Origin of the sequence: Kosakonia sp. R1.Fl (assembly GCF_023516815.1) — a bacterium.
Taxonomy (GTDB): domain Bacteria; phylum Pseudomonadota; class Gammaproteobacteria; order Enterobacterales; family Enterobacteriaceae; genus Kosakonia.
Genome location: NZ_JAMGSQ010000001.1, coordinates 1,130,177 through 1,150,764, shown reverse-complemented (window position 1 = coordinate 1,150,764; position 20,588 = coordinate 1,130,177). Strand labels below are relative to the sequence as shown.

General features: G+C 55.9%; 17 protein-coding genes. 4 read left to right on the top strand and 13 right to left on the bottom strand.

Features of this window, described 5'->3' with window-relative positions; translation table 11 throughout:
* Nucleotides 1-5 precede the first annotated feature (5 nt).
* A complete protein-coding gene (gene yicI / locus M8Q36_RS05415; RefSeq protein ID WP_249880256.1) occupies nucleotides 6-2,324 on the top strand; it encodes an alpha-xylosidase in 2,319 nt (772 codons plus the stop codon).
* A gap of 50 nt (nucleotides 2,325-2,374) precedes the next feature.
* Here yicI and M8Q36_RS05410 read toward each other — a convergent pair whose 3' ends face one another.
* The 7 genes from M8Q36_RS05410 to gmk all read right to left on the bottom strand — a co-directional run bounded on the left by M8Q36_RS05410 (nucleotide 2,375) and on the right by gmk (nucleotide 11,611).
* A complete protein-coding gene (locus M8Q36_RS05410) occupies nucleotides 2,375-4,111 on the bottom strand; it encodes an AsmA family protein (protein ID WP_249880255.1) in 1,737 nt (578 codons plus the stop codon).
* 121 nt (nucleotides 4,112-4,232) lie between these two features.
* A complete protein-coding gene (locus tag M8Q36_RS05405) occupies nucleotides 4,233-5,618 on the bottom strand; it encodes a nucleobase:cation symporter-2 family protein (RefSeq protein ID WP_249880254.1) in 1,386 nt (461 codons plus the stop codon).
* 124 nt (nucleotides 5,619-5,742) lie between these two features.
* Nucleotides 5,743-7,824 (bottom strand): ATP-dependent DNA helicase RecG, encoded by a 2,082-nt coding sequence (gene recG, locus M8Q36_RS05400; protein ID WP_249880253.1) that lies wholly within the window; start codon nucleotides 7,822-7,824, stop codon nucleotides 5,743-5,745.
* A 3-nt stretch (nucleotides 7,825-7,827) separates the two neighbouring features.
* Entirely contained in the window at nucleotides 7,828-8,517 is a 690-nt protein-coding gene (gene trmH, locus M8Q36_RS05395) for a tRNA (guanosine(18)-2'-O)-methyltransferase TrmH (protein ID WP_249880252.1), read from the bottom strand.
* Between the two features lie 4 nt (nucleotides 8,518-8,521).
* Nucleotides 8,522-10,639, bottom strand: a complete 2,118-nt coding sequence (gene spoT, locus M8Q36_RS05390) for a bifunctional GTP diphosphokinase/guanosine-3',5'-bis pyrophosphate 3'-pyrophosphohydrolase (RefSeq protein ID WP_249880251.1) — start codon at nucleotides 10,637-10,639, stop codon at nucleotides 8,522-8,524.
* Between the two features lie 18 nt (nucleotides 10,640-10,657).
* A complete protein-coding gene (rpoZ, locus tag M8Q36_RS05385) occupies nucleotides 10,658-10,933 on the bottom strand; it encodes a DNA-directed RNA polymerase subunit omega (protein ID WP_007369481.1) in 276 nt (91 codons plus the stop codon).
* A 54-nt stretch (nucleotides 10,934-10,987) separates the two neighbouring features.
* Nucleotides 10,988-11,611, bottom strand: a complete 624-nt coding sequence (gene gmk, locus M8Q36_RS05380; RefSeq protein WP_017458161.1) for a guanylate kinase — start codon at nucleotides 11,609-11,611, stop codon at nucleotides 10,988-10,990.
* Nucleotides 11,612-11,868: 257 nt separating this feature from the next.
* Here gmk and ligB point away from each other — a divergent pair, with 257 nt between their 5' ends.
* Nucleotides 11,869-13,548, top strand: coding sequence for an NAD-dependent DNA ligase LigB (gene ligB, locus M8Q36_RS05375; RefSeq protein ID WP_249882719.1), 1,680 nt, complete (start codon nucleotides 11,869-11,871; stop codon nucleotides 13,546-13,548).
* Here the strand turns inward: ligB and M8Q36_RS05370 are convergent.
* Nucleotides 13,542-14,159: a trimeric intracellular cation channel family protein gene (locus M8Q36_RS05370; protein ID WP_249880250.1), complete on the bottom strand. Its 618-nt coding sequence runs from the start codon at nucleotides 14,157-14,159 to the stop codon at nucleotides 13,542-13,544. The two genes, ligB and M8Q36_RS05370, sit on opposite strands and share 7 nt — an antisense overlap.
* Nucleotides 14,160-14,425: 266 nt before the next feature.
* On the bottom strand, nucleotides 14,426-15,289 hold the full coding sequence (locus M8Q36_RS05365; RefSeq protein WP_020455758.1) for a YicC/YloC family endoribonuclease: 864 nt from the start codon (nucleotides 15,287-15,289) through the stop codon (nucleotides 14,426-14,428).
* 122 nt (nucleotides 15,290-15,411) lie between these two features.
* Between M8Q36_RS05365 and rph the strand changes: the two genes are divergently transcribed.
* Together rph and pyrE are read left to right on the top strand one after the other, a co-directional pair.
* Complete coding sequence (gene rph / locus M8Q36_RS05360) at nucleotides 15,412-16,128, top strand: ribonuclease PH (protein WP_017458165.1); 717 nt, start codon at nucleotides 15,412-15,414, stop codon at nucleotides 16,126-16,128.
* Between the two features lie 183 nt (nucleotides 16,129-16,311).
* Nucleotides 16,312-16,953, top strand: coding sequence for an orotate phosphoribosyltransferase (gene pyrE / locus M8Q36_RS05355; protein ID WP_249880249.1), 642 nt, complete (start codon nucleotides 16,312-16,314; stop codon nucleotides 16,951-16,953).
* Between the two features lie 33 nt (nucleotides 16,954-16,986).
* On the opposite strand, the gene M8Q36_RS05350 is transcribed toward pyrE, so the two are convergent.
* The 4 genes from M8Q36_RS05350 to coaBC all read right to left on the bottom strand — a co-directional run bounded on the left by M8Q36_RS05350 (nucleotide 16,987) and on the right by coaBC (nucleotide 20,554).
* Nucleotides 16,987-18,003, bottom strand: a complete 1,017-nt coding sequence (locus tag M8Q36_RS05350) for an SMP-30/gluconolactonase/LRE family protein (protein ID WP_249880248.1) — start codon at nucleotides 18,001-18,003, stop codon at nucleotides 16,987-16,989.
* 179 nt (nucleotides 18,004-18,182) lie between these two features.
* Nucleotides 18,183-18,779, bottom strand: coding sequence for a nucleoid occlusion factor SlmA (gene slmA / locus M8Q36_RS05345; protein WP_017458168.1), 597 nt, complete (start codon nucleotides 18,777-18,779; stop codon nucleotides 18,183-18,185).
* A gap of 124 nt (nucleotides 18,780-18,903) precedes the next feature.
* The gene (dut, locus tag M8Q36_RS05340; RefSeq protein WP_017458169.1) at nucleotides 18,904-19,362 is read right to left on the bottom strand and encodes a dUTP diphosphatase; all 459 of its coding nucleotides are present in this window, start codon (nucleotides 19,360-19,362) and stop codon (nucleotides 18,904-18,906) included.
* Nucleotides 19,340-20,554 (bottom strand): bifunctional phosphopantothenoylcysteine decarboxylase/phosphopantothenate--cysteine ligase CoaBC, encoded by a 1,215-nt coding sequence (gene coaBC, locus M8Q36_RS05335; protein ID WP_249880247.1) that lies wholly within the window; start codon nucleotides 20,552-20,554, stop codon nucleotides 19,340-19,342. The genes dut and coaBC overlap by 23 nt, the downstream gene beginning before the upstream one ends.
* Nucleotides 20,555-20,588 lie beyond the last annotated feature (34 nt).

The window sequence follows — 20,588 nt, the reverse complement described above, 5'->3', positions numbered from 1 at the left end:
CATGCATGAAAATCAGTGATGGCAACTGGCTTATCCAGCCGGGTCTGACATTGATCCAGCCGGTGCAGGTGTTTGAAGTCGAACAACAGGGTAATGAGATGGTGGTCTATGCCGCCCCGCGCGACGTGCGCGAGCGCACCTGGCAACTGGATACGCCGCTCTTCACCCTGCGCTTTTTCTCGCCGCAGGAAGGGATTATTGGCGTGCGCATCGAGCATTTTCAGGGCGCGGTCGATAGCGGCCCGCACTTCCCGCTTAATGTTGCGCAAAACGTCCACGTGGCAATGCGCAACACCGACGAATTTGCCGAGCTGCAAAGCGGTGCGCTCAGTGTGCGCATTGGTAAAGGTGAAAACTGGGCACTCGACTTTCTGCGAGATGGCGTGCGCATTACCGGCAGCCAGTTAAAAAACAACGGCTACGTGCAGGATGGCAACAGTGGTCGCAATTACCTGTTTGAGCGGCTGGATTTGGGCGTGGGTGAAACCGTGTATGGCCTCGGCGAGCGCTTTACCGCGCTGGTGCGCAACGGGCAAATGGTGGAAACCTGGAACCGCGACGGCGGCACCAGCACCGAACAATCGTATAAAAATATCCCCTTTTATCTCACCAATCGTGGCTACGGCGTGCTGGTAAACCATCCGCAATCGGTGGAGTTTGAAGTGGGTTCGGAGAAGGTCTCCAAAGTGCAGTTCAGCGTTGAGGGCGAATATCTGGAGTATTTCGTGATCGACGGCCCAACGCCGCAGGACGTGCTGAACCGCTATACGCAATTCACCGGTCGTCCGGCGTTACCGCCAGCCTGGTCGTTTGGTTTGTGGCTCACCACCTCGTTTACCACCAACTATGACGAAGCGACGGTTAACCGCTTCATTGACGGCATGGCGGAGCGCCAGCTACCGCTGCACGTTTTCCACTTCGACTGCTTCTGGATGAAGGCTTTCCAGTGGTGCGATTTTGAGTGGGACCCGGTGACTTTCCCGGATCCGGCAGGGATGATCAAACGCCTGAAAGCGCGCGGGCTGAAAATCTGCGTCTGGATAAACCCTTATATCGGCCAGAAATCCCCGGTTTTTCGCGAGCTGAAAGAGAAGGGTTACCTGTTGAAACGCGCGGATGGTTCGCTGTGGCAATGGGACAAATGGCAGCCGGGGCTGGCGATTTATGATTTCACCAACCCGGAAGCCTGCCAGTGGTACGCAAATAAACTCAAAGCGTTAGTGGCGATGGGCGTGGACTGCTTCAAAACCGATTTTGGCGAGCGCATCCCGACTGATGTGGTGTGGCATAACGGCGCGTGTCCGCAGAAAATGCACAACCATTACGCGTACATCTACAACGAGCTGGTGTGGAACGTGCTGAAAGAAACCGTTGGTGAGCAGGACGCGGTGTTGTTTGCCCGCTCGGCATCCGTTGGTGCGCAACAGTTCCCGGTACACTGGGGCGGCGACTGCTACGCCAACTATGAATCGATGGCGGAAAGCCTGCGCGGCGGGCTATCGATTGGCCTGTCTGGTTTTGGTTTCTGGAGCCATGATATTGGCGGCTTTGAAAACACCGCTCCCGCGCATGTTTACAAGCGCTGGTGCGCGTTTGGCCTGCTCTCCAGCCACAGCCGCTTACATGGCAGCAAATCTTACCGTGTGCCGTGGGCGTACGATGACGAGTCCTGCGATGTGGTGCGCCACTTCACGCAACTGAAATGCCGCCTGATGCCGTACCTCTACCGCCAGGCTGCGCTGGCACACGAATCGGGTTTGCCGATGATGCGCGCCATGATGCTCTCTTTCCCGGACGACCCGGCTTGTGACTATCTTGACCGCCAGTACATGCTTGGCGATGCGCTGCTGGTCGCGCCAGTGTTCAGTGAAGCGGGTGACGTGCAGTTTTACCTGCCGGAAGGACGCTGGACGCACCTGTGGCACAACGACACATTAACCGGTGGCCGCTGGCATAAACAGCGCCACGACTTTATGAGCCTGCCGGTGTACGTGCGGGATAACACCCTGCTGGCGCTCGGCAGCAACGATCAGCGCCCGGACTACGCCTGGCATGACGGTACCGCTTTCCAGTTGTTTGCGCTGGAAGAGGGACGCGAAGCGTTGTGCGAAATTCCGGATGCCCGCGGTGCGGTGATCTTCCGTTTACGGGCCAAACGTAACGCGGGGGTGATCACCGTACGTAGCGAAGGAGAGTGTCACAACTGGACGCTGTGCCTGCGTAATATCGCGCAGATTGCGGGTGTACAAGGCGCCACCCAATCCGGCAGCGAGTCAGGCGTGGTGATTACGCCACAAGACGGGGAGATACGCATTACGCTGTGAGTTTTTGATTTGCGATATTCCTCTCCCGTGGGGGAGAGGAAATGTCATGTTCAGGGAGTCGGCTGAGGTGAAGGCGCTGATGTGGATTCCGCCGGAGGCGCAACGACGCCGCCGGATACCACACCGCCATGCATGCTCTGTTTGATTTGCTGTTTCTGCACGTTAATGGCAGAAAGTTCGGCGTTCACCGACGGTTTAAGCGGCGCATCGGCGCGCACGCTGCCGCTGGCGGTGAGCTGGAGGTTACCGTCGCCGTTGATGGGCAGCGCCGGCCAGCCCCACTCCTGCAATACATTCACCGGCACGCCGCGACCGTTCAGGTTGAGGTTTACGCTACGATCCGGCGTTTGCGCAACCACCGCTTTGGCTTCCAGCAAGCCTTGCCCGGTAAAGGCGCTTAGCTCGCTGATGGTGACGACATTGCTGTTGGCGTTCAGTGCCAGTGACGGGCGGCGTACGTCCACGCGGTTAAAGGTGGCGGCAGCGGCGTTCAGCTTCGCCGTTCCGCCCCATACGCCCCATTTGCGCTCGCGCACCAGTTGCAGGTTATCGCCGTAGCCGTCCAGCGCCGTCAGTTGCCACGGAAAAGCCGGGTCGATATCAATCACCAGATTGCGGCTGGCGCTGAATTTTTTCAGCGTCACGGTGTTCAGCCATGCTGGCAAATCATCCATCCATAGCTGCTTCCAGTTTTCCGGCAGCGTGTATTCCAGCCCGGCGAAGGCGGTGTCATCAAGTACCAGCGCGTGGCCTGCGCGATACCAGTTGCCGGACGTGCGCACCATGCCGTTTTCCCAGCGTGATGTGAACTGTTGCAGCGCAATACCCAGCGGCGAGAAGTTGGCATTGAGGATCGGGTCGAACAGGTGCAGCGAGCCGTAAATAAACTCGCTGGCGTTCATCGACAGTCTGCCGTCCTCGCTTTTCCAGTCGCCATTCATCAGCGTCAGGTTGCGCAAACTCAAATCGAGATCGGTGACCGCCCAGCCAGGCCCTTGCAAACGGGCATCGGTCACTTCAACGCGGCCAATTTGCAGCGACGGTAATGTCGTCAATGGATTAAAGAAATCGAGCAGCGACTTATCGCTTTGCAGGCGGATATCATTCAGCCGCAAATTATTCACCACCCAACTGCCATCGGCGGCGCGCTGCGCGTCTCCGGTCAGAGAACCGCGCGCCATATCCGCACCGATGGTGGTCAGCGTAACGACATCTTTATCAATACTTCCCTGAATCAACACATTACTGGCGGGAACGCCGTTTAACGTCAGCGAACCGGCGCTCATCTGAATTTGCGCTTTGCTGCCCAGTACACTTCCTGCAACAGGCTGCCACGGCGCAACGCCGCCTGTGACGCGCTGGGCGCTGAGATCCCAGCCGGTGGTCGGGCTGTTAAATGCCATATTGCTTAATTGCAGACGGTCTGCCTGGAACGGCAGCGGTGCGGCTGCCGGAGAGAGGTTCAGCGTGCCGTCCTGCAACAAAATGGTATCGACATGCAGAGGGTCGGTAATTTGTCGGCTGCTCAGCCCGATATCCACCGTTTTGGCGACCAGCGTAGCCGGTTTGCCTTTACGGCCAAAATTCACGCCTTTCAGCAACACATGGGAAGGAGAGGAGAAGCGGTGATCCATCGCTTCGAAAGTGAGGTGATAGTCACTGTTGTCGTTTACCCACTTGCTGACCTGTGTTGCGCCCCAGCGGGTTTGCAGCAGGAAATAGCAGGCGATGACCGCCACAAGCAGGGCGATAACAACGACAAGGAGCAGCTTTCCAAGAAATTTCATGATCTTCCATCCCCAGTTGCCAGTCTGGCAGTTATGCACGATTTATGCGCAATGCTCAAGGGCGGAATGATGAAAGGGCGTTACGGCGGCAACGGTTTTTACCCCGTTGCCGCGGGGTTTATCAGTTTTTCTCTGGCGGAAAAATCAGATTCAGTACAATCGCGGTGATCCCGCCTGCGGCGATACCGGAAGAGAGCAGGTTTTTCAGCCAGTCCGGGGCGAATTGCAGGATCTGCGGCTGCTGAGAAACGCCGAGACCTACGGCCAGCGACAGCGCGATAATCAGGATCGCACGGCGGTTCAGCGGCTCGCGGGAAACAATGCGCACACCAGATGCGGCAATCGTACCGAACATTACCAGTGTTGCGCCGCCCAGTACCGGCTCAGGCAGTTGCTGAACAAAAGCGCTAACCGCCGGGAACAGGCCGAGCACCATCAGCATCACCGCAATGAAGAAACCGATATAGCGGCTGGCAACGCCGGTCAACTGGATCACCCCGTTGTTCTGGCCGAAGCAGGAGTTCGGGAAAGTGTTGAAAACAGCGGAAACAAATGAGTTGAGACCGTTTGCCAGCACGCCGCCTTTCAGGCGTTTCATATACAGCGGGCCAGCGACGGGCTGCTCGGAAACGTCAGACGTGGCGGTGATATCACCAATGGTTTCAAGCGAGGTGATCATAAATACCAGCATCAGCGGCAGCAGCAAGGTCCAGTCAATGCTCAGGCCGTAGTAAAGCGGCGTCGGCACCATAAAGGAGGTTGCCGGTGCGCTATATGCCGGTAGCATGCCCATAAACATCGCCAGCACATAGCCAACGGCCATGGCGATCACCAGCGATGCAATGCGTAAATAGGGGTTACGTTGACGGTTAAGCAGAATAATTAGCCCCAGCACCACACCTGCCAGCAGCAGGTTTTTCGGCGCGCCGAAGGTGTGGTTGCCCATCGCGGCAAAACCGCCGCCTACGGATGTCAGACCCACCTGAATCAGCGACAGGCCGATAATCATCACCACCACACCGGAAACCAGCGGAGTAATAATGCGACGCGCAAACGGTAGAATGCGGGAGACGACCATTTCGGTGCAGCTGGCCAGCATCAGGGTACCGAACAGCGCAGCCATCATCGTAGGTACGTCCGCACCGCCGGTTTTCAGCGCGGTACCGCCCATAATCAGTGGCGCAACAAAGTTAAAGCTGGTGCCCTGAATCGAGAGCAATCCGGAGCCGACCGGTCCCCAGGCTTTGATCTGGATAATAGAGGCGACGCCCGAGGCGAACAGCGACATGCTGATAATGTGCTGAGTGTCCTGAGCCGGTAAACCCAGCGCCTGGCAGATGAGCAGCGCGGGCGTGATAACGCCAACAAACATTGCCAGCAGGTGCTGGAGCGCGGCAAACAGGGTCTGCGGCAGCGGCGGGCGATCTTCAAGGCGGTAGATCAGTTCGCTGGGTTGAGTCTGCGCAACCGGTTGCGCACTTTCTGACTCGATGGTGTTTAAGGACATCTCAAGCAATCCCCTGATGGAAAAGCGCTGATTTTATCGGACTGTTTGGTAAAAGCAAACGGTTGCTAAGCTAAAAACATACTTTTCTAAGGGGTGTTCGTTTTGCGGGATAAGGTTCTAAAACTCAGGCGTTGGAGTAGCGTTCTGTTTCCGGCATCCAGCGGTCGATCAACGCTTCGGCAAGCTGCGGATAACGCTCATGAATATGGCGGGCTACGCGCTGTACTTCCGGGATCATCGCCTGATCGCGCAGCAGGTCGGCAACTTTAAATTCCGCGTTGCCGGTCTGGCGGGTACCAAGCAGTTCGCCGGGACCGCGAATTTCCAGATCTTTTTGCGCAATCACAAAGCCATCGTTACTGTCGCGCAGCACTTGCAGACGTTTTTGCGCGGTTTTGGAGAGCGGGGATTTGTAGAGCAGTACGCAGTGGGAGGCCACCGCACCGCGTCCAACGCGGCCACGTAGCTGGTGGAGTTGCGCAAGACCGAGCCGCTCCGGGTTTTCGATAATCATCAGGCTGGAATTTGGCACATCGACACCCACTTCAATCACCGTGGTGGCGACCAGCAGATGTAACTCGCCCTGTTTGAACGCCTGCATCACCGCCTGTTTTTCTGCCGGTTTCATGCGGCCATGCACCAGGCCAACATTCAGCTCCGGCAACGCCAGTTTTAGCTCTTCCCAGGTCGCTTCCGCCGCCTGTGCTTCCAGCAGATCGGACTCTTCGATCAATGTACAAACCCAGTAGGCCTGGCGACCTTCGCCAGTACAGGCGCTACGTACGCGGTCGATAATCTCACTGCGTCGTGTATCCGGGATGGCAACAGTAGTGACCGGCGTACGACCCGGTGGCAGCTCATCGATCACCGAGGTGTCGAGATCGGCGTAGGCGGTCATCGCCAGCGTGCGCGGGATCGGTGTTGCCGTCATGATCAGCTGGTGCGGGTGAAAGCCCTGCTGCTGGCCTTTTTCCCACAACGCCAGCCGCTGGTGAACGCCAAAGCGGTGCTGTTCGTCGATAATCACCAGCGCAAGGCCGTTAAACTGTACCTGTTCCTGGAAAATGGCATGGGTGCCCACCACCATTTGTACCTGACCGCTGGCGATCGCCTCTTGCTGTGCCTGGCGCGCTTTGCCTTTTTGCTTGCCCGCCAGCCAGCCTACTTCCACGCCAAGCGGCGCAAACCAGTTGCGGAAATTGTTAGCGTGCTGCTCTGCCAGCAGTTCGGTGGGTGCCATCATCGCCACTTGTTTGCCATTGGCAATCGCCCGCAAGGCTGCCAGCGCGGCGACCAGCGTTTTACCGGAGCCCACATCGCCCTGCACCAGGCGCATCATCGGCATATCCAGCGCCATGTCGCGCTCGATCTCCGCGACCACGCGCGTTTGTGCGCCGGTTGGTTTAAACGGCAATGACGCCAGCAGGCGGTTTTTCAGTTCATCTCTGGCGCTGAGTGGCTGCGCATGATAACGCTGCGCGCCGGCGCGCAACGCCAGCATACTGAGGTTGTGCGCCAGTAATTCTTCAAGGATCAAACGGCGCTGCGCCGGGTGCCGCCCGCTTTCCAGATCGCTTAATTGCAGTGACGGCGGCGGGCGATGCAGCGTATGCAGCGCCTCTGGCAGGCTCATCATGCCTTGTGCCAGCTCCGGCGGCAGCAGTTCGCTGATGGCGCACGTCGCCAGTAATTCCAGCGCCTGGTCGGTGAGCTTGCGCAGTGTCGCTTGTTTGATGCCTTCGGTGGTGGGGTAAACCGGCGTCAGGGTTTCCTGCAATTCCGGGGTGCTGAGATCGCCCTGCACGCGGTATTCGGGATGGATCATTTCCGCGCCGAACTTCCCGCGTTTCGCTTCCCCATAGGCCAGCACACGGCGGCCAGTGGCGAGGCTGTTTTTCATCGCCGCGTTGAAGTTGAAAAAGCGCATCGTGAGAATGCCGGAACCGTCGCTAATCTGGCAGGTCATCATCCGGCGACCGCCGAACGTGATATTACAGTTCAACACCTCGCCTTCCACCGTGGCGTAAACGCCTGGCAGTAAGTCGGCAATCGGGTAAAGCTGAGTGCGATCTTCGTAGCGTAGCGGGAGATGAAGCAGGAGATCCTGAACGGTATGCAGGCCGATTTTCGCCAGCTTGCTGCTCTGCGCCGCGCCGACACCGGTCAGCGAACTTAAAGGCACCGCATCGAGCAGCTTACCTTTCATTGGTTATCCCGCCGCCTGCATCGTTGCCCACCACGTTGGGTCGGCTTCGATTTGGCCTTCCGTATTTACGTGGGGGTAAGGCAGGCCCTTGCGTTTCGCGACTCTCGCCAGCACCGGGTAGCCCCCCTCAAACAGCAGGCGTTGCTGAACTTCATCCGGCAACATGCTGTTTTCACGCTCATACATACCGGCGTTTTGCCGCTGGCGCTGCGCTTCGTAAAGGATCAAGGCAGATGCCACGGAAACATTCAGTGACTGCACCATGCCAGTCATCGGGATGATGATGTCCCGATCTGCCAGATCCAGCGCTTCCTGCGTGATCCCGGTTTTCTCCTGGCCCATCAGAATGCAGGTCGGGCGGGTGTAATCGATCTCGCGAAAATCAACGGCGTTATCAGACAGGTTGGTGGCGAGGATCTGCATACCGCGCGCTTTCAGCACGCCAACAGCATCGCCAATGGTACGGTGGGTTTTCACTTCAACCCAACTGTTGCTGCCCGCAGCAGAGGAGGCCATGGTGCGCATGCGCTTGCCTGGCCAGACGGCGTGAACTTCATGCACGCCGACGGCGTCCGCAGTGCGAATAATGGCGGAGACGTTATGAGGTTTGTGAACCTGCTCCATGCAGACCGTCAGGTCCGGCTGACGCCTGGCGAGCATCTCGCGGATACGCGCATAACGTTGAGAATTCATAAAGTTAGTTTCGGTTGCGGGTGACTTTTATCACATCCGGCATCACGCGGATTTTGCGCATGATATTCGCCAGATGGACGCGATCGCGCGCCGTCAGACGGATGAACGCGCTGTAGACGCGGCCATCTTTTTCTTCGGTATTCAGGCTTTGAATATTCGAAGAGGCCGTATTTATCGCTGCCGTCAGGTTCGCCAGGGCGCCCTGATGGTTGAACATATCCACCTTGATCTCGGTGATAAATTCCTGCGCGGTCTCTTTATCCCACTCGACAGCCATGAACTTCTCTGGCTCTTTCTGGTAGCCACGAATGTTGCGGCAGGACTCATGGTGAATAACCAGCCCTTTGCCGGGGCTGACGTGCGCGACAATCGGGTCGCCAGGAATGGGGCGACAGCATTTGGCAAAGGTGATCAGTACGCCGTCTGCTCCTTTAATCGGCAGATGACCACCGTTTGCGCCAGCCGGTGCTTGGGTGCTCTGCACGGCTTCCCCTTGCTGCAGGTTTTTCGCAACCACAACGCTCATGGCGTTGCCAAGACCGATTTCGGCCAGCAAATCGTCGAGCGACGCGAGCTTCATGCGATCCAGTTCGCGCTGCACATGTTCCTGCGGGATTTCGGCCAGTTTACGGCTTCCGCCCAGCGCGTGATTCAGCAGACGGCGGCCGAGGCTCACGGAGTCGTCACGCTTGAGGTTTTTCAGCATCTGGCGGATTTTGGCGCGTGCTTTCGAGCTGACGACAAAGTTCAGCCATGCGGCATTCGGGCGGGCGCCCGGTGCGGTGATAATTTCTACCGTCTGTCCACTGGAAAGCGACTGCGACAGCGGATACGGCTGGCGGTCGACGCGCGCGCCAACGCAGGCATGGCCGATATCCGTGTGCACCGCATAGGCGAAATCCACCGGCGTGGCGCCGGCAGGCAGCTCGACAATACGGCCTTCCGGGGTGAAAACATAAATCTCATCGGGGAAGAGATCAGATTTAACGCTCTCGATAAATTCAAACGAACTACCGGCGCTCTGTTGCAGCTCCAGCAGGCTTTGCATCCAGCGCTGGGCGCGGATTTGCGCGGTGGTACTGCTCTCGCCATGCTCTTTATACGCCCAGTGCGCGGCAACCCCCATCTCTGCCATCTGATCCATATCTTCGGTACGGATCTGCACCTCGACCGGCACGCCGTGCGGGCCAATCATCGAAGTGTGCAGAGATTGATAGCCGTTCGCCTTGGGGATGGCGATATAGTCTTTCACGCGGCCAGGACGTGGCTTGTACAAACTGTGCATCTGGCCCAGAACGCGATAACAGGTATCCAGATCGTGAACAATCACGCGAAAGGCGTAGATGTCCATAATCGAGTGGAAACGCTGCTCTTTCAGCACCATTTTGCAGTAGATCGAGTACAGGTGCTTTTCGCGACCGCTAACGCGGCAGGGAATACCCGCTTCCTGTAAACGCCCTTCGATTTCCGAGAGGATTTTTTGAATCATCTCTTTGCGGTTGCCTCGCGCGGCTTTGACCACTTCTTTGATCACGCGATAGCGGTTCGGGTACAGCGCTTCAAAGCCCAGCTCTTCAAGCTCGGTTTTGATGTGATGAATACCTAGACGGTGCGCCAGCGGGCTATAGATTTCGAGGGTTTCACGGGCGATGCGACGACGTTTGTCCGGGCGAAGAGAGCCCAGCGTGCGCATATTGTGGGTACGGTCGGCGAGCTTGATAAGAATGACGCGGATATCCTGCACCATCGCCATAATCATCTTGCGAAAGTTTTCGGCCTGCGCTTCTTTCTTATCCTGAAACTTGAGCTTATCAAGTTTCGACACCCCTTCCACCAGCTCGGCAACGCTTTTGCCAAACAGCTGTTCCATATCCTGGTAGGTGGCGGGGGTATCTTCAATCACGTCATGCAATAGCGCAGCCATCAGCGTTTCGTGGTCGAGTTTCATCTCGGCCAGAATGCAGGCTACCGCTACCGGGTGCGTGATATAAGGTTCACCGCTTGAACGTGTCTGGCCCTCGTGAGCGTCACGTGCAACGAGATACGCCTGCCTGAGACGTTTGATTTGATCTTCAGGCAGATAGTGTTGAATCAGCTGATTCAGGCTTTCAAACAGATACAAGGGTGACCTGCAGGTTAATTAACGACGACCTTCAGCAATGGCGGTTACGGCCTGCAGTTCTGCGGCTTCCTGCTCTTGCTGTTCCTGGCGCTCACGGACGTCGAGGATCTGGTTGTTGATCAGACCTTCTTCGATTTCGCGCAGCGCGATAACGGTGGTTTTATCGTTTTCTTCCGGGACTAACGGATCTTTACCGCCAACCTGCATCTGACGAGCGCGACGCGCGGCGACCAGCACCAGGTCAAAACGGTTACCAACTTTCTCTACAGCGTCCTGAACAGTTACGCGTGCCATACTTTAAATGCTCCACAGGTGAAGAAATGACTGGGCATGATACTGAAACCAGGCTCAGTCTGCCAATAGTTTGCTGATTAAAGCGTCATGTCGCTGCTTTTGGCGGCTCATGCGCAGACGTTCGGCGCGAATAATGGTTTTCAGATCGCCCAACGCGGTATCGAAATCATCATTCACAATCAGGTAATCATATTCCGCGTAATGGCTCATTTCCGCAACTGCCTGCGCCATACGCTTCGTAATGACTTCTTCGCTATCCTGGCCGCGCCCGCGTAAGCGGCGATCGAGCTCCAGTTTAGAAGGCGGCAGAATAAAGATGCTGCGCGCCTGCGGCATACGGGCGCGAATTTGCTGCGCACCCTGCCAGTCGATATCAAGAAACACATCTACGCCGGTTGCCAGCACTTGCTCAATGGCTGCGCGCGAGGTGCCGTAATAGTTACCAAAAACTTCGGCATGTTCAAGAAACGCGTCCTCGCCAATCATGGATTTAAATTCATCATGATTAACAAAGAAATAGTGTTCACCGTGCACTTCACCCGGACGCGGAGCGCGCGTGGTGTGCGAAACAGAAACCTGCGTATCGTATAACGGTTGGGTTTTTAGCAAAGCCTGAATGAGGCTTGATTTACCCGCGCCGCTAGGGGCGGAAACAATATAGAGCGTGCCTTGAGCCATGAGAGTCTTTTGTATGTGAATTGCGAAAGGAAACTTACATACGTGCCTATTATACACATCGGCGCTATGCGACGTAGCCTTTGTCACACTTTTTCCCGCTGAGTTTGACATTTTGCGGCCTGCTTTCCTGTTTTATTTGCAAATTTTCACAGCAACAGTGAATTGCCGGAATCCTCCTCGCAATCTCTCTCTTTCCATGTCGTCAGCACGGCGTTGGCCACGCTATAACAGCGGCGCTATCACAAGGAGAAGGGATGATGTGGAAAAGAACCGGATTCGCGGTGTGTCTATTGCTATGGAGCCTGTCCAGCCAGGCGGTGTGCCCTGTCTGGTCGCCATCTAGAGCGCAAGATGAGGTTAACCGCCTTCAGCAGCAACTTGCCCAGTGGAATGAGCACTACTGGAAGCAGGGCGCAAGTGAGGTAAGCGACGCTGTTTACGACCAGCTCAGCGCACGGCTGGCGGCGTGGCAACGCTGTTTTGCGCTTGAACCCGCAAATTCAGCACCTGTTTTACCGGGCGGCAGTGTGAAACATCCTGTCGCACACACAGGGGTACAAAAACTGGCAGGTAAGCAAGCGCTACAGCGCTGGATGGCAGGAAAAACCGATCTGTGGGCGCAACCAAAAGTGGATGGTGTCGCGGTGACGTTAGTCTATCGCAATGGTGAACTGACGCAGGCAATCAGTCGCGGCGATGGTCTGGCTGGTGAGGACTGGACGGCAAAAATACGCGCTATCCCATCGATCCCTGAAAAGGTGAGTGGTGCGCTGGCGAACAGCGTATTGCAGGGTGAACTGTTTTTACGCACGGAAAACCATATTCAGAAACAGGCCGGTGGGCTTAACGCCCGCGCAAAAGTTGCGGGCGCGATGATGCGCCGCGACGAACCCGCCATTCTCAATGATCTGGCGTTTTTCGTCTGGGCCTGGCCAGACGGCCCGGCAACACTGGCACAAAAGTTAGCGGAACTCAGCAAAGCGGGGTTTAGTGACGAAGTGCAATATAGCGTGCCAGTGAGTACGGTAGAAGACGTGGAGAAGCTGCGCAGCCGTTGGTTTACCTCAGAATTGCCTTTCGTTACCGATGGTGTTGTGGTGCGCTCTGGAATCGAACCAGCGGGAAATACGTGGCTGCCGGGGCAGGGTAATTGGGTGGTGGCATGGAAATATGAACCGCCCGAGGAAATTGCCACCGTAAAAGATATTCAGTTTGCCATTGGGCGCACCGGTAAAATTTCCGTGGTGGCTCTGCTGGAACCGGTTCAACTCGATGATAAGCGCGTTCAGCGGGTCAATTTGGGCTCTGTCAGACGCTGGCAAGAGCTGGATGTTGCGCCTGGCGATCAAATCGCTGTCAGTCTTGCCGGTCAAGGGATCCCGCGCATCGACAGTGTGGCGTGGCGTTCACTTGTTCGCGATAAACCTGTCCCACCAGCGCCACGTTTTACCGCGTTGACCTGCTTTTATGCCTCTGCAGAATGTCAGGAGCAATTTATTGCCCGTCTGGTGTGGTTGAGTTCGGCAAAAGCGCTGGGAATTGAAGGGATTGGCGAAAGTGGCTGGAGGGGGTTGAATCAGGCGCATCACTTTGAACATCTCTTTTCATGGCTGGCGCTGACAAAAGAGCAATTACAGTCGACGCCCGGCATTTCGCCGGAACGCGGTTTACAGCTTTGGCATCGCTTTTCGCTGGTACGAGAAAAACCGTTTATTCGCTGGCTTATTGCACTTGGAACACCGTTACCTCAGCCTGCTCTGAAAGTCACTGGCGACACAACATGGCAGCAAATGCGCATGCGTAACGAAAAGGAGTGGCAGCGTTTCCCGGCAATTGGTGCTGAAAAAGCCCGGCAGATCGTTGCCTTTATGCATGCTCCCGAGATTGAACAACTTTCGGCTTGGTTAGGCGAACAAGGAATAAAAGCGTTTCAGTGAGCGCTGTGCTTGTAGTGGAACACGGGCAAGCCAAGCTTCCAGCGGATAGCCAGTAACCGCGTAATGAAGCCAAACAACAACGTTGCAATTACCACCGTATCGTGGCTGGGAATCATATGACCAAGAACGATATAGAGCACGGCAGAGGCGAAGGCGATCCCAGCGTACAGCTCTTTCTGGAACACCAGCGGGATACGTTTACAAAACATATCCCGCAACACACCGCCGAACACGCCGGTAATCACCGCGGCAATCACGGCGATAACCGGGCTTTCACCCATGTCGAGGGCAATCTGCGCACCGATAATGGAAAACACCACCAGCCCCAGGGCATCAAGCACCAGAAACAGACGGCGCAGATGCGGCATCACCGGCGCGAAGATAGTCGTTAATACTGCCGCGACGGCAACGATAACGACATATTCCGGGTGCCTTACCCAGCCGAGCGGATAGTGACCAAGCAGCATATCGCGTACCGATCCGCCGCCCAGCGCCGTTGCTGTGGCGATAATTATCACACCAAAGGTATCCATTCTGCGACGGCCTGCCGCCAGTGCGCCGGTCATTGCCTCGGCCGTGATGCCAATCAGATAGAGAATATGTAACAGCATGCCCGCTCCCGTAAATCAGAAGCGGCAGGGTAGCGATTTCTACACAGGCATACGATTGAGATTTTCTAAGGAGCGGTGTTTTGGATAATTTTAACTAATGCGATGTGCTGGGTTTGGATGTGTTTATATATATGATTTAAAAATTTAATATGAATGGGAAGTGGCTGGTAAATGGCAGCGATTAATAAAATTAAGCATAAGTTAATTACAGGCAGCATGATAAATAAAAAGGCCCGATTGGGCCTTTTCAAGGTGCTGCTGATAGCTTACTCGATATTCTGAATCTGCTCGCGCATTTGCTCAATCAGGACTTTGAGCTCGATAGCGGAGTTAGTCACCTCTGCGTTAATCGACTTGGAGGCCAGCGTGTTCGACTCACGGTTGAACTCCTGCATCATAAAATCGAGACGGCGGCCAACCGCTTCTTTTTTCTTCAGAATGTTGTAGGTTTCTTTAACATGCGCTTCAAGGCGATCCAGCTCTTCGGCGACATCGATGCGCTGTGCCATCAGCACCAGTTCTTGCTCAAGGCGGTTATTCTCGAGCTGCACCTGCGCCTCTTCCAGCTTGGCGACCAGGCGTTCGCGCTGCCATTGCAGGATTTCCGGCATGTGGGCGCGGACTTTGCTGACTTCAGTGCTCACGCCTTCCAGACGCTGTTCAATCAGCCCTTTCAGCGCCTGACCTTCAGTTTCACGGGCGACGATAAAATCATCCAGCGCGCCGTCAAGTGCGGCGAGGATCTGCGCGGCGATGGCGTCCAGATCCTGTTCTTGCGCAGCCATAACGCCTGGCCAGCGCAGAATATCAACCGGGTTGATTTCCCCTTCGTCGCTCTGCATTTTGACCCAGTTCGCCGCATTCACCAGTTGTTTAGCCAATTTTTCGTTCAGGATCAGTTCGCCCTGCGCACTGGCATCTGGCTCAAAACGGAGATTACACTCCACTTTACCGCGCGTCAGACGGCTACGGAGACGTTCACGGACAACCGGCTCGAGGCTGCGAAATTGCTCCGGCAGGCGGAAGTAAGTTTCCAGATAACGCTGGTTAACCGAGCGCAGTTCCCAGGAGGCAGAGCCCCATTCACCCTTGATTTCACGCCGGGCATAGGCGGTCATACTGCGGATCATAGACGTTCCCGTTTTCAAAGAGAGATGCGGGGATTATAGCTTTCGTGGCCTTATCAGGATAGGAATAACCTTGGTAAGCCAGTATAATGCGCAGCCACATTCGATAAGCCGGAGAAATTATCATGCGTCCAGCAGGCCGTAGCGCCAACCAGGTGCGCCCCGTCACCCTGACCCGTAATTACACAAAACACGCAGAAGGCTCCGTGCTGGTTGAATTTGGTGATACCAAAGTGCTGTGCACTGCGTCGATTGAAGAGGGTGTTCCGCGCTTTCTGAAAGGTCAGGGCCAGGGCTGGATCACCGCCGAATATGGCATGCTGCCGCGTTCGACCCATACCCGTAACGCGCGTGAAGCCGCAAAAGGCAAACAGGGCGGGCGTACCATGGAAATCCAGCGTCTTATCGCGCGTGCGCTGCGTGCAGCGGTTGATTTGAACGCGCTGGGCGAATTCACCATTACGCTTGACTGCGACGTCATTCAGGCCGATGGCGGCACGCGTACCGCATCAATTACCGGCGCGTGCGTTGCGCTGGCGGACGCGCTGAACAAACTGGTCGCCGCCGGTAAGCTGAAAACCAATCCGATGAAAGGCATGGTGGCGGCGGTTTCCGTGGGTATTGTTAATGGCGAAGCCGTTTGTGATCTTGAATATGTGGAAGACTCCGCAGCTGAAACCGACATGAACGTGGTGATGACCGAAGACGGTCGCATGATTGAAGTTCAGGGTACGGCGGAAGGCGAGCCTTTCTCCCATGAAGAGTTACTCACCCTGCTGGCGCTGGCCAGAGGGGGGATCGAATCGATTATCGCGACGCAGAAGGCGGCGCTAGAGAATTAATTTTAAGGGCGACTGATGAGTCGCCCTTTTTTTTGCGCTTTATACTTCATGCGGCTTCTTTGTCGGCTGTCGCGAGTCATGTCTGCGTTATTCACCAGGTATGATTTACGTGGTTTGCGCGAGGTCGCGCGACGTATGTTGCGTAATCTGTAAATAATGAAAAGTGAGATGAGGAGCGGATCCATGAAAGCGTATCAGCGTCAGTTTATTGAATTTGCGCTTAACAAGCAGGTACTGAAGTTCGGCGAGTTCACGCTGAAATCCGGGCGCAAAAGCCCCTATTTCTTCAACGCCGGGCTGTTTAATACCGGGCGCGATCTGGCTCTGTTAGGGCGTTTTTACGCCGAAGCGCTGGTGGATTCCGGTATCGATTTTGATCTGCTGTTTGGCCCGGCTTACAAAGGTATTCCTATCGCGACCACCACGGCCGTAGCGCTGGCGGAGCACCACGAGCGCGATGTGCCTTACTGCTTCAACCGTAAAGAAGCCAAAACCCACGGTGAAGGCGGCAATCTGGTGGGCAGCACGTTGCAGGGTCGTGTCATGCTGGTGGATGACGTAATCACCGCCGGAACGGCGATTCGCGAATCGATGGAGATTATCCAGGCGAACGGCGCAACGCTTGCTGGCGTGCTGATTTCTCTGGATCGCCAGGAGCGTGGTCGCGGTGATATTTCGGCAATTCAGGAAGTAGAACGCGATTATGGCTGTAACGTGATTTCGATTGTCACACTCAAAGACTTGATCGCCTACCTCGAAGAGAAACCGGAGATGGCCGATCATCTGGCCGCTGTGCGTGCCTACCGCGAGCAGTACGGCGTTTAAATGTGTTCCCGGCAGGCGACTGCCGGGTCCGTTTTACACCAGCTTCGCGCCCTGAGTGTTTACATAAAGTGAATAGACCGAGGTGCTAGAAGCCATAAACAGGCGATTGCGCTGTTCGCCGCCAAAGCACAAGTTAGCGCAGCGCTCCGGCAGGTGGATCATTCCAATCGCTTTGCCTTGCGGATTGAACACGCGCACGCCGTCCAGCTCCTCGGTACCCATTCCCCACCCGCACCACAGGTTGCCATGCACATCGATGGCGATGCCATCTGCCGTGCCGTTGCCGCAATCGATATGTACCCGCCGGTTTTTTAGCTGATTCCCTTCGATATCCCACGCCAGAATTAAGCGATTAGGCGTCGCGCGGCTTTCCACCACAAACAGCGTTTTTTCATCCGGCGAGAAGCAGATGCCGTTTGGCCCTTTAACATCGCCCAGCACCACTTCCAGCTTGCGGGTTTCAGGATCCAGGCGATAAACGTTTTGCGGCAACTGCGGCGTAGCTTTATGCCCTTCATAAAAACCGGCAATACCAAATGGCGGATCGGTAAACCAGATGGAACCGTCGGATTTCACGGCAATGTCATTCGGTGAATTCAGCGGCTTGCCGCTGTAGCTGTCTGCCAGCACGGTGATGGTGCCGTCGTATTCTGTGCGCGTAATGCGGCGGGTATCGTGCTCACAGCTGATTAGACGCCCTTGTCTGTCGCGAGCGTGGCCGTTGGCGTTATTGGAAGGCTGGCGAAAAACGCTGGTTGTACCGGTGGCTTCATCCCAGCGCATGACCGCGTTGTTGGGAATATCGCTCCACAACAGCATGCGGGTATCGCCAAACCACACGGGCCCTTCTGCCCAGCGGCATCCGGTTGCTATCTGCTCTACTTTGGCGCTGGAAACCATATAGTCGCGAAAGCTGTCATCCAGCGCGACGATGCTGGGATCGGGATAGCGGGCCGAGGGTGCCCAGGCGGCGATACTCTTTTGGCTTAGAAGTAATGATGCGGTGGCAATACCGCTGAGTTTAAGCAGTTCCCGACGTGATGTTGCCATCAAGCGTCTCCTTATTTGTAGGGTATTTATGAGGATATTTCGCTTAAGTGGAAAGATACTGCCAGAGGGAGGGTAGGGGATCCGCGACGCCACAACATCTGGCATCTTAACGAATTACGTTGGGCTTTTTTACAGATTGCGGGGAAATGAGAATGCAGCCGCAAGGGCTGCATGAGGTATTACTGTAATTGTGCGGCCAACAGCGGCCAGCGGGCGTCGAAATCTTCGGTCGGGCTGTATTTAAACTCACTGCGCACAAAGCGCGACAGCATCCCTTCGCAAAATGCCAGCAGTTGGCTTGCCAGTAACGTTTCATCCGTCGCGTAGGCTTCGCCTTCACGCATCTTGCGTTCGCGCAGCACCTGGCGCAGCTGCGCTTCAATGCGTTCGAACAGCTGGCTAATGCGCCCTTGCAGGCGGTCTTGTTCGAACATCAGCGCATGGCCGGTCATAATGCGTGTCAAACCCGGATTACGTTCACCAAAGCCCAGAATCAGCAGCACAATCAGACGCAGACGCGCGGTTGTGTCTTTCTCGTCTTTTAAAATCAGGTTGATACGGGTAATCAGGCTATCTTCGATAAATTCAATCAGACTGTCGAACATGCGCGTCTTACTGGGGAAGTGGCGATACAGCGCCGCTTCAGAAACGCCAACGGACGCCGCCAGTTTTGCCGTCGTAATACGCTGGCTTCCATCGCTGGATTCCAGCATCAGCGCCAGAGATTGAAGTATTTCCTCGCGACGATTCCTTTTCGCAGTTTGTTTTTCTGCCATGTTCCAAAATACCCCTGAAAATAAGCACTTGTCAGGCGAGCAACCACAGGGCGACCGCAAACGGAGTGCGTTTGCGGTGATGTTATCGCGTTATTTCGCCGTGTGATGCGTTAAATAGGGCTGCTTATTGGCGCCCGGAATGGCCGAAGCCGCCTTCGCCGCGCTCGGTCGCGTCAAAGGATTCTACCAGGTTAAACTCTGCCTGAACGACCGGCACAAAGACCATTTGCGCGATGCGTTCACCCGGCACGATGGTAAAGCTGTCCTGGCCTCGGTTCCAGACGGAAACCATCAATTGACCCTGGTAATCCGAATCAATCAGCCCCACCAGGTTGCCCAGCACGACGCCATGTTTATGGCCCAGACCGGAACGCGGCAGAATGACCGCAGCCAGTGATGGATCGGCAATATGGATTGCCAGACCGGTCGGCAGCAACGTCGTTGCGCCTGGCGCCAGCTCTACGGCGTCGTCGAGACAGGCACGCAGGTCAAGTCCGGCGGAACCGGAGGTGGCATATGTCGGCAGCGGGAATTCCTTGCCAACGCGCGGGTCCAGAATCTTAACGTCGATTTTTTTCATCATAACGGGTAACGATCTCATCCAGTAATAGGTGTCCCAGAAGTTCTTTGCGCTCCAGCGGCAAGCGTTTGTCGCCATCCTGCCAGAAAAGGTGTAATGCGTTGTTGTCGCTGTTAAATCCCTGATTCGATTGCGAAACATCGTTGGCGCAAATCAGATCCAGATTTTTACGGGCGCGTTTTTGCCGGGCATATTCTTCCACATTATTTGTTTCGGCAGCAAACCCAACAACATAAGGGCGATGCGCAGAAAGTGCGGCAACGCCAGCGACGATATCCGGGTTTTTCACCATTTTTATCGTGATTTCATCGCCTTGCTTTTTAATTTTTTCTTCAGCGATGCTGGCGGCGCGATAATCCGCAACGGCGGCGCAGCCGATAAAAATATTCTGCTGCTGAACGCGGCTCTGAACCGCGGCCTCCATCTCCAGCGCCGTAGTCACATCCACACGTTGCACCAGCGGCGGCGTTGCCAGCGAAACAGGGCCGGAGACCAGCGTGACATTCGCACCGCGACTTGCAGCAGCGGAGGCAATGGCGAAGCCCATCTTACCGGAACTGAGATTGGTGATGTAACGTACCGGATCTAACGGTTCACGCGTCGGACCGGCGGTAATCATGATGTTCAGATGTTGCAGATCTTTGACCGGCGAGAAATGCGCGGCGGCCATATCCACAATGGTCAGCGGATCGAGCATTCTTCCAGGACCAACATCGCCACAGGCCTGGCTGCCGCTGTCCGGGCCCCACAGCAACAGCCCGCGCGAGGCCAGCACCTGCAAATTATGCTGGGTGGCGGCGGCGCGGTACATCTGCTGATTCATTGCGGGAACAACGGCGACAGGCGACGGTGTGGCGAGGCAAATCGTGGAGACCAGGTCGTTTGCCATACCGGCAGCGACGCGGGCGATCAAATCCGCGGTGGCGGGGGCGAGAATCACTAAATCAGCCCATTTGCCCAGCTCAATATGGCCCATTGCCGCTTCGGCGGCGGGATCAAGCAAGCTATCGGAAACCGGATAACCGGAAACGGCCTGCAGGCTCATCGGCGTAATAAAGGCTTTTGCCGCCTCGGTCATTGCGACACGGACTTCCGCTCCGCGATCGCGCAGACGGCGCACCAGTTCGGGCGCTTTATAGGCCGCGATACCGCCGCTCACGCCGAGGACAATCTTTTTACCCGCCAGACTGATCATGATTCTTTCCTGTTGGATTTCACCAGAAGCTGGG

Excerpts from the sequence above, each read along its gene's own strand:
- yicI (WP_249880256.1), top strand. The coding sequence starts at position 6 with ATGAAAATCAGTGATGGCAACTGGCTTATCCAGCCGGGTCTGACATTG.
- M8Q36_RS05410 (WP_249880255.1), bottom strand. The coding sequence starts at position 4,111 with ATGAAATTTCTTGGAAAGCTGCTCCTTGTCGTTGTTATCGCCCTGCTT.
- M8Q36_RS05405 (WP_249880254.1), bottom strand. The coding sequence starts at position 5,618 with ATGTCCTTAAACACCATCGAGTCAGAAAGTGCGCAACCGGTTGCGCAG.
- recG (WP_249880253.1), bottom strand. The coding sequence starts at position 7,824 with ATGAAAGGTAAGCTGCTCGATGCGGTGCCTTTAAGTTCGCTGACCGGT.
- trmH (WP_249880252.1), bottom strand. The coding sequence starts at position 8,517 with ATGAATTCTCAACGTTATGCGCGTATCCGCGAGATGCTCGCCAGGCGT.
- rpoZ (WP_007369481.1), bottom strand. The coding sequence starts at position 10,933 with ATGGCACGCGTAACTGTTCAGGACGCTGTAGAGAAAGTTGGTAACCGT.
- gmk (WP_017458161.1), bottom strand. The coding sequence starts at position 11,611 with ATGGCTCAAGGCACGCTCTATATTGTTTCCGCCCCTAGCGGCGCGGGT.
- ligB (WP_249882719.1), top strand. The coding sequence starts at position 11,869 with ATGTGGAAAAGAACCGGATTCGCGGTGTGTCTATTGCTATGGAGCCTG.
- M8Q36_RS05370 (WP_249880250.1), bottom strand. The coding sequence starts at position 14,159 with ATGCTGTTACATATTCTCTATCTGATTGGCATCACGGCCGAGGCAATG.
- M8Q36_RS05365 (WP_020455758.1), bottom strand. The coding sequence starts at position 15,289 with ATGATCCGCAGTATGACCGCCTATGCCCGGCGTGAAATCAAGGGTGAA.
- rph (WP_017458165.1), top strand. The coding sequence starts at position 15,412 with ATGCGTCCAGCAGGCCGTAGCGCCAACCAGGTGCGCCCCGTCACCCTG.
- pyrE (WP_249880249.1), top strand. The coding sequence starts at position 16,312 with ATGAAAGCGTATCAGCGTCAGTTTATTGAATTTGCGCTTAACAAGCAG.
- M8Q36_RS05350 (WP_249880248.1), bottom strand. The coding sequence starts at position 18,003 with ATGGCAACATCACGTCGGGAACTGCTTAAACTCAGCGGTATTGCCACC.
- slmA (WP_017458168.1), bottom strand. The coding sequence starts at position 18,779 with ATGGCAGAAAAACAAACTGCGAAAAGGAATCGTCGCGAGGAAATACTT.
- dut (WP_017458169.1), bottom strand. The coding sequence starts at position 19,362 with ATGATGAAAAAAATCGACGTTAAGATTCTGGACCCGCGCGTTGGCAAG.
- coaBC (WP_249880247.1), bottom strand. The coding sequence starts at position 20,554 with ATGATCAGTCTGGCGGGTAAAAAGATTGTCCTCGGCGTGAGCGGCGGT.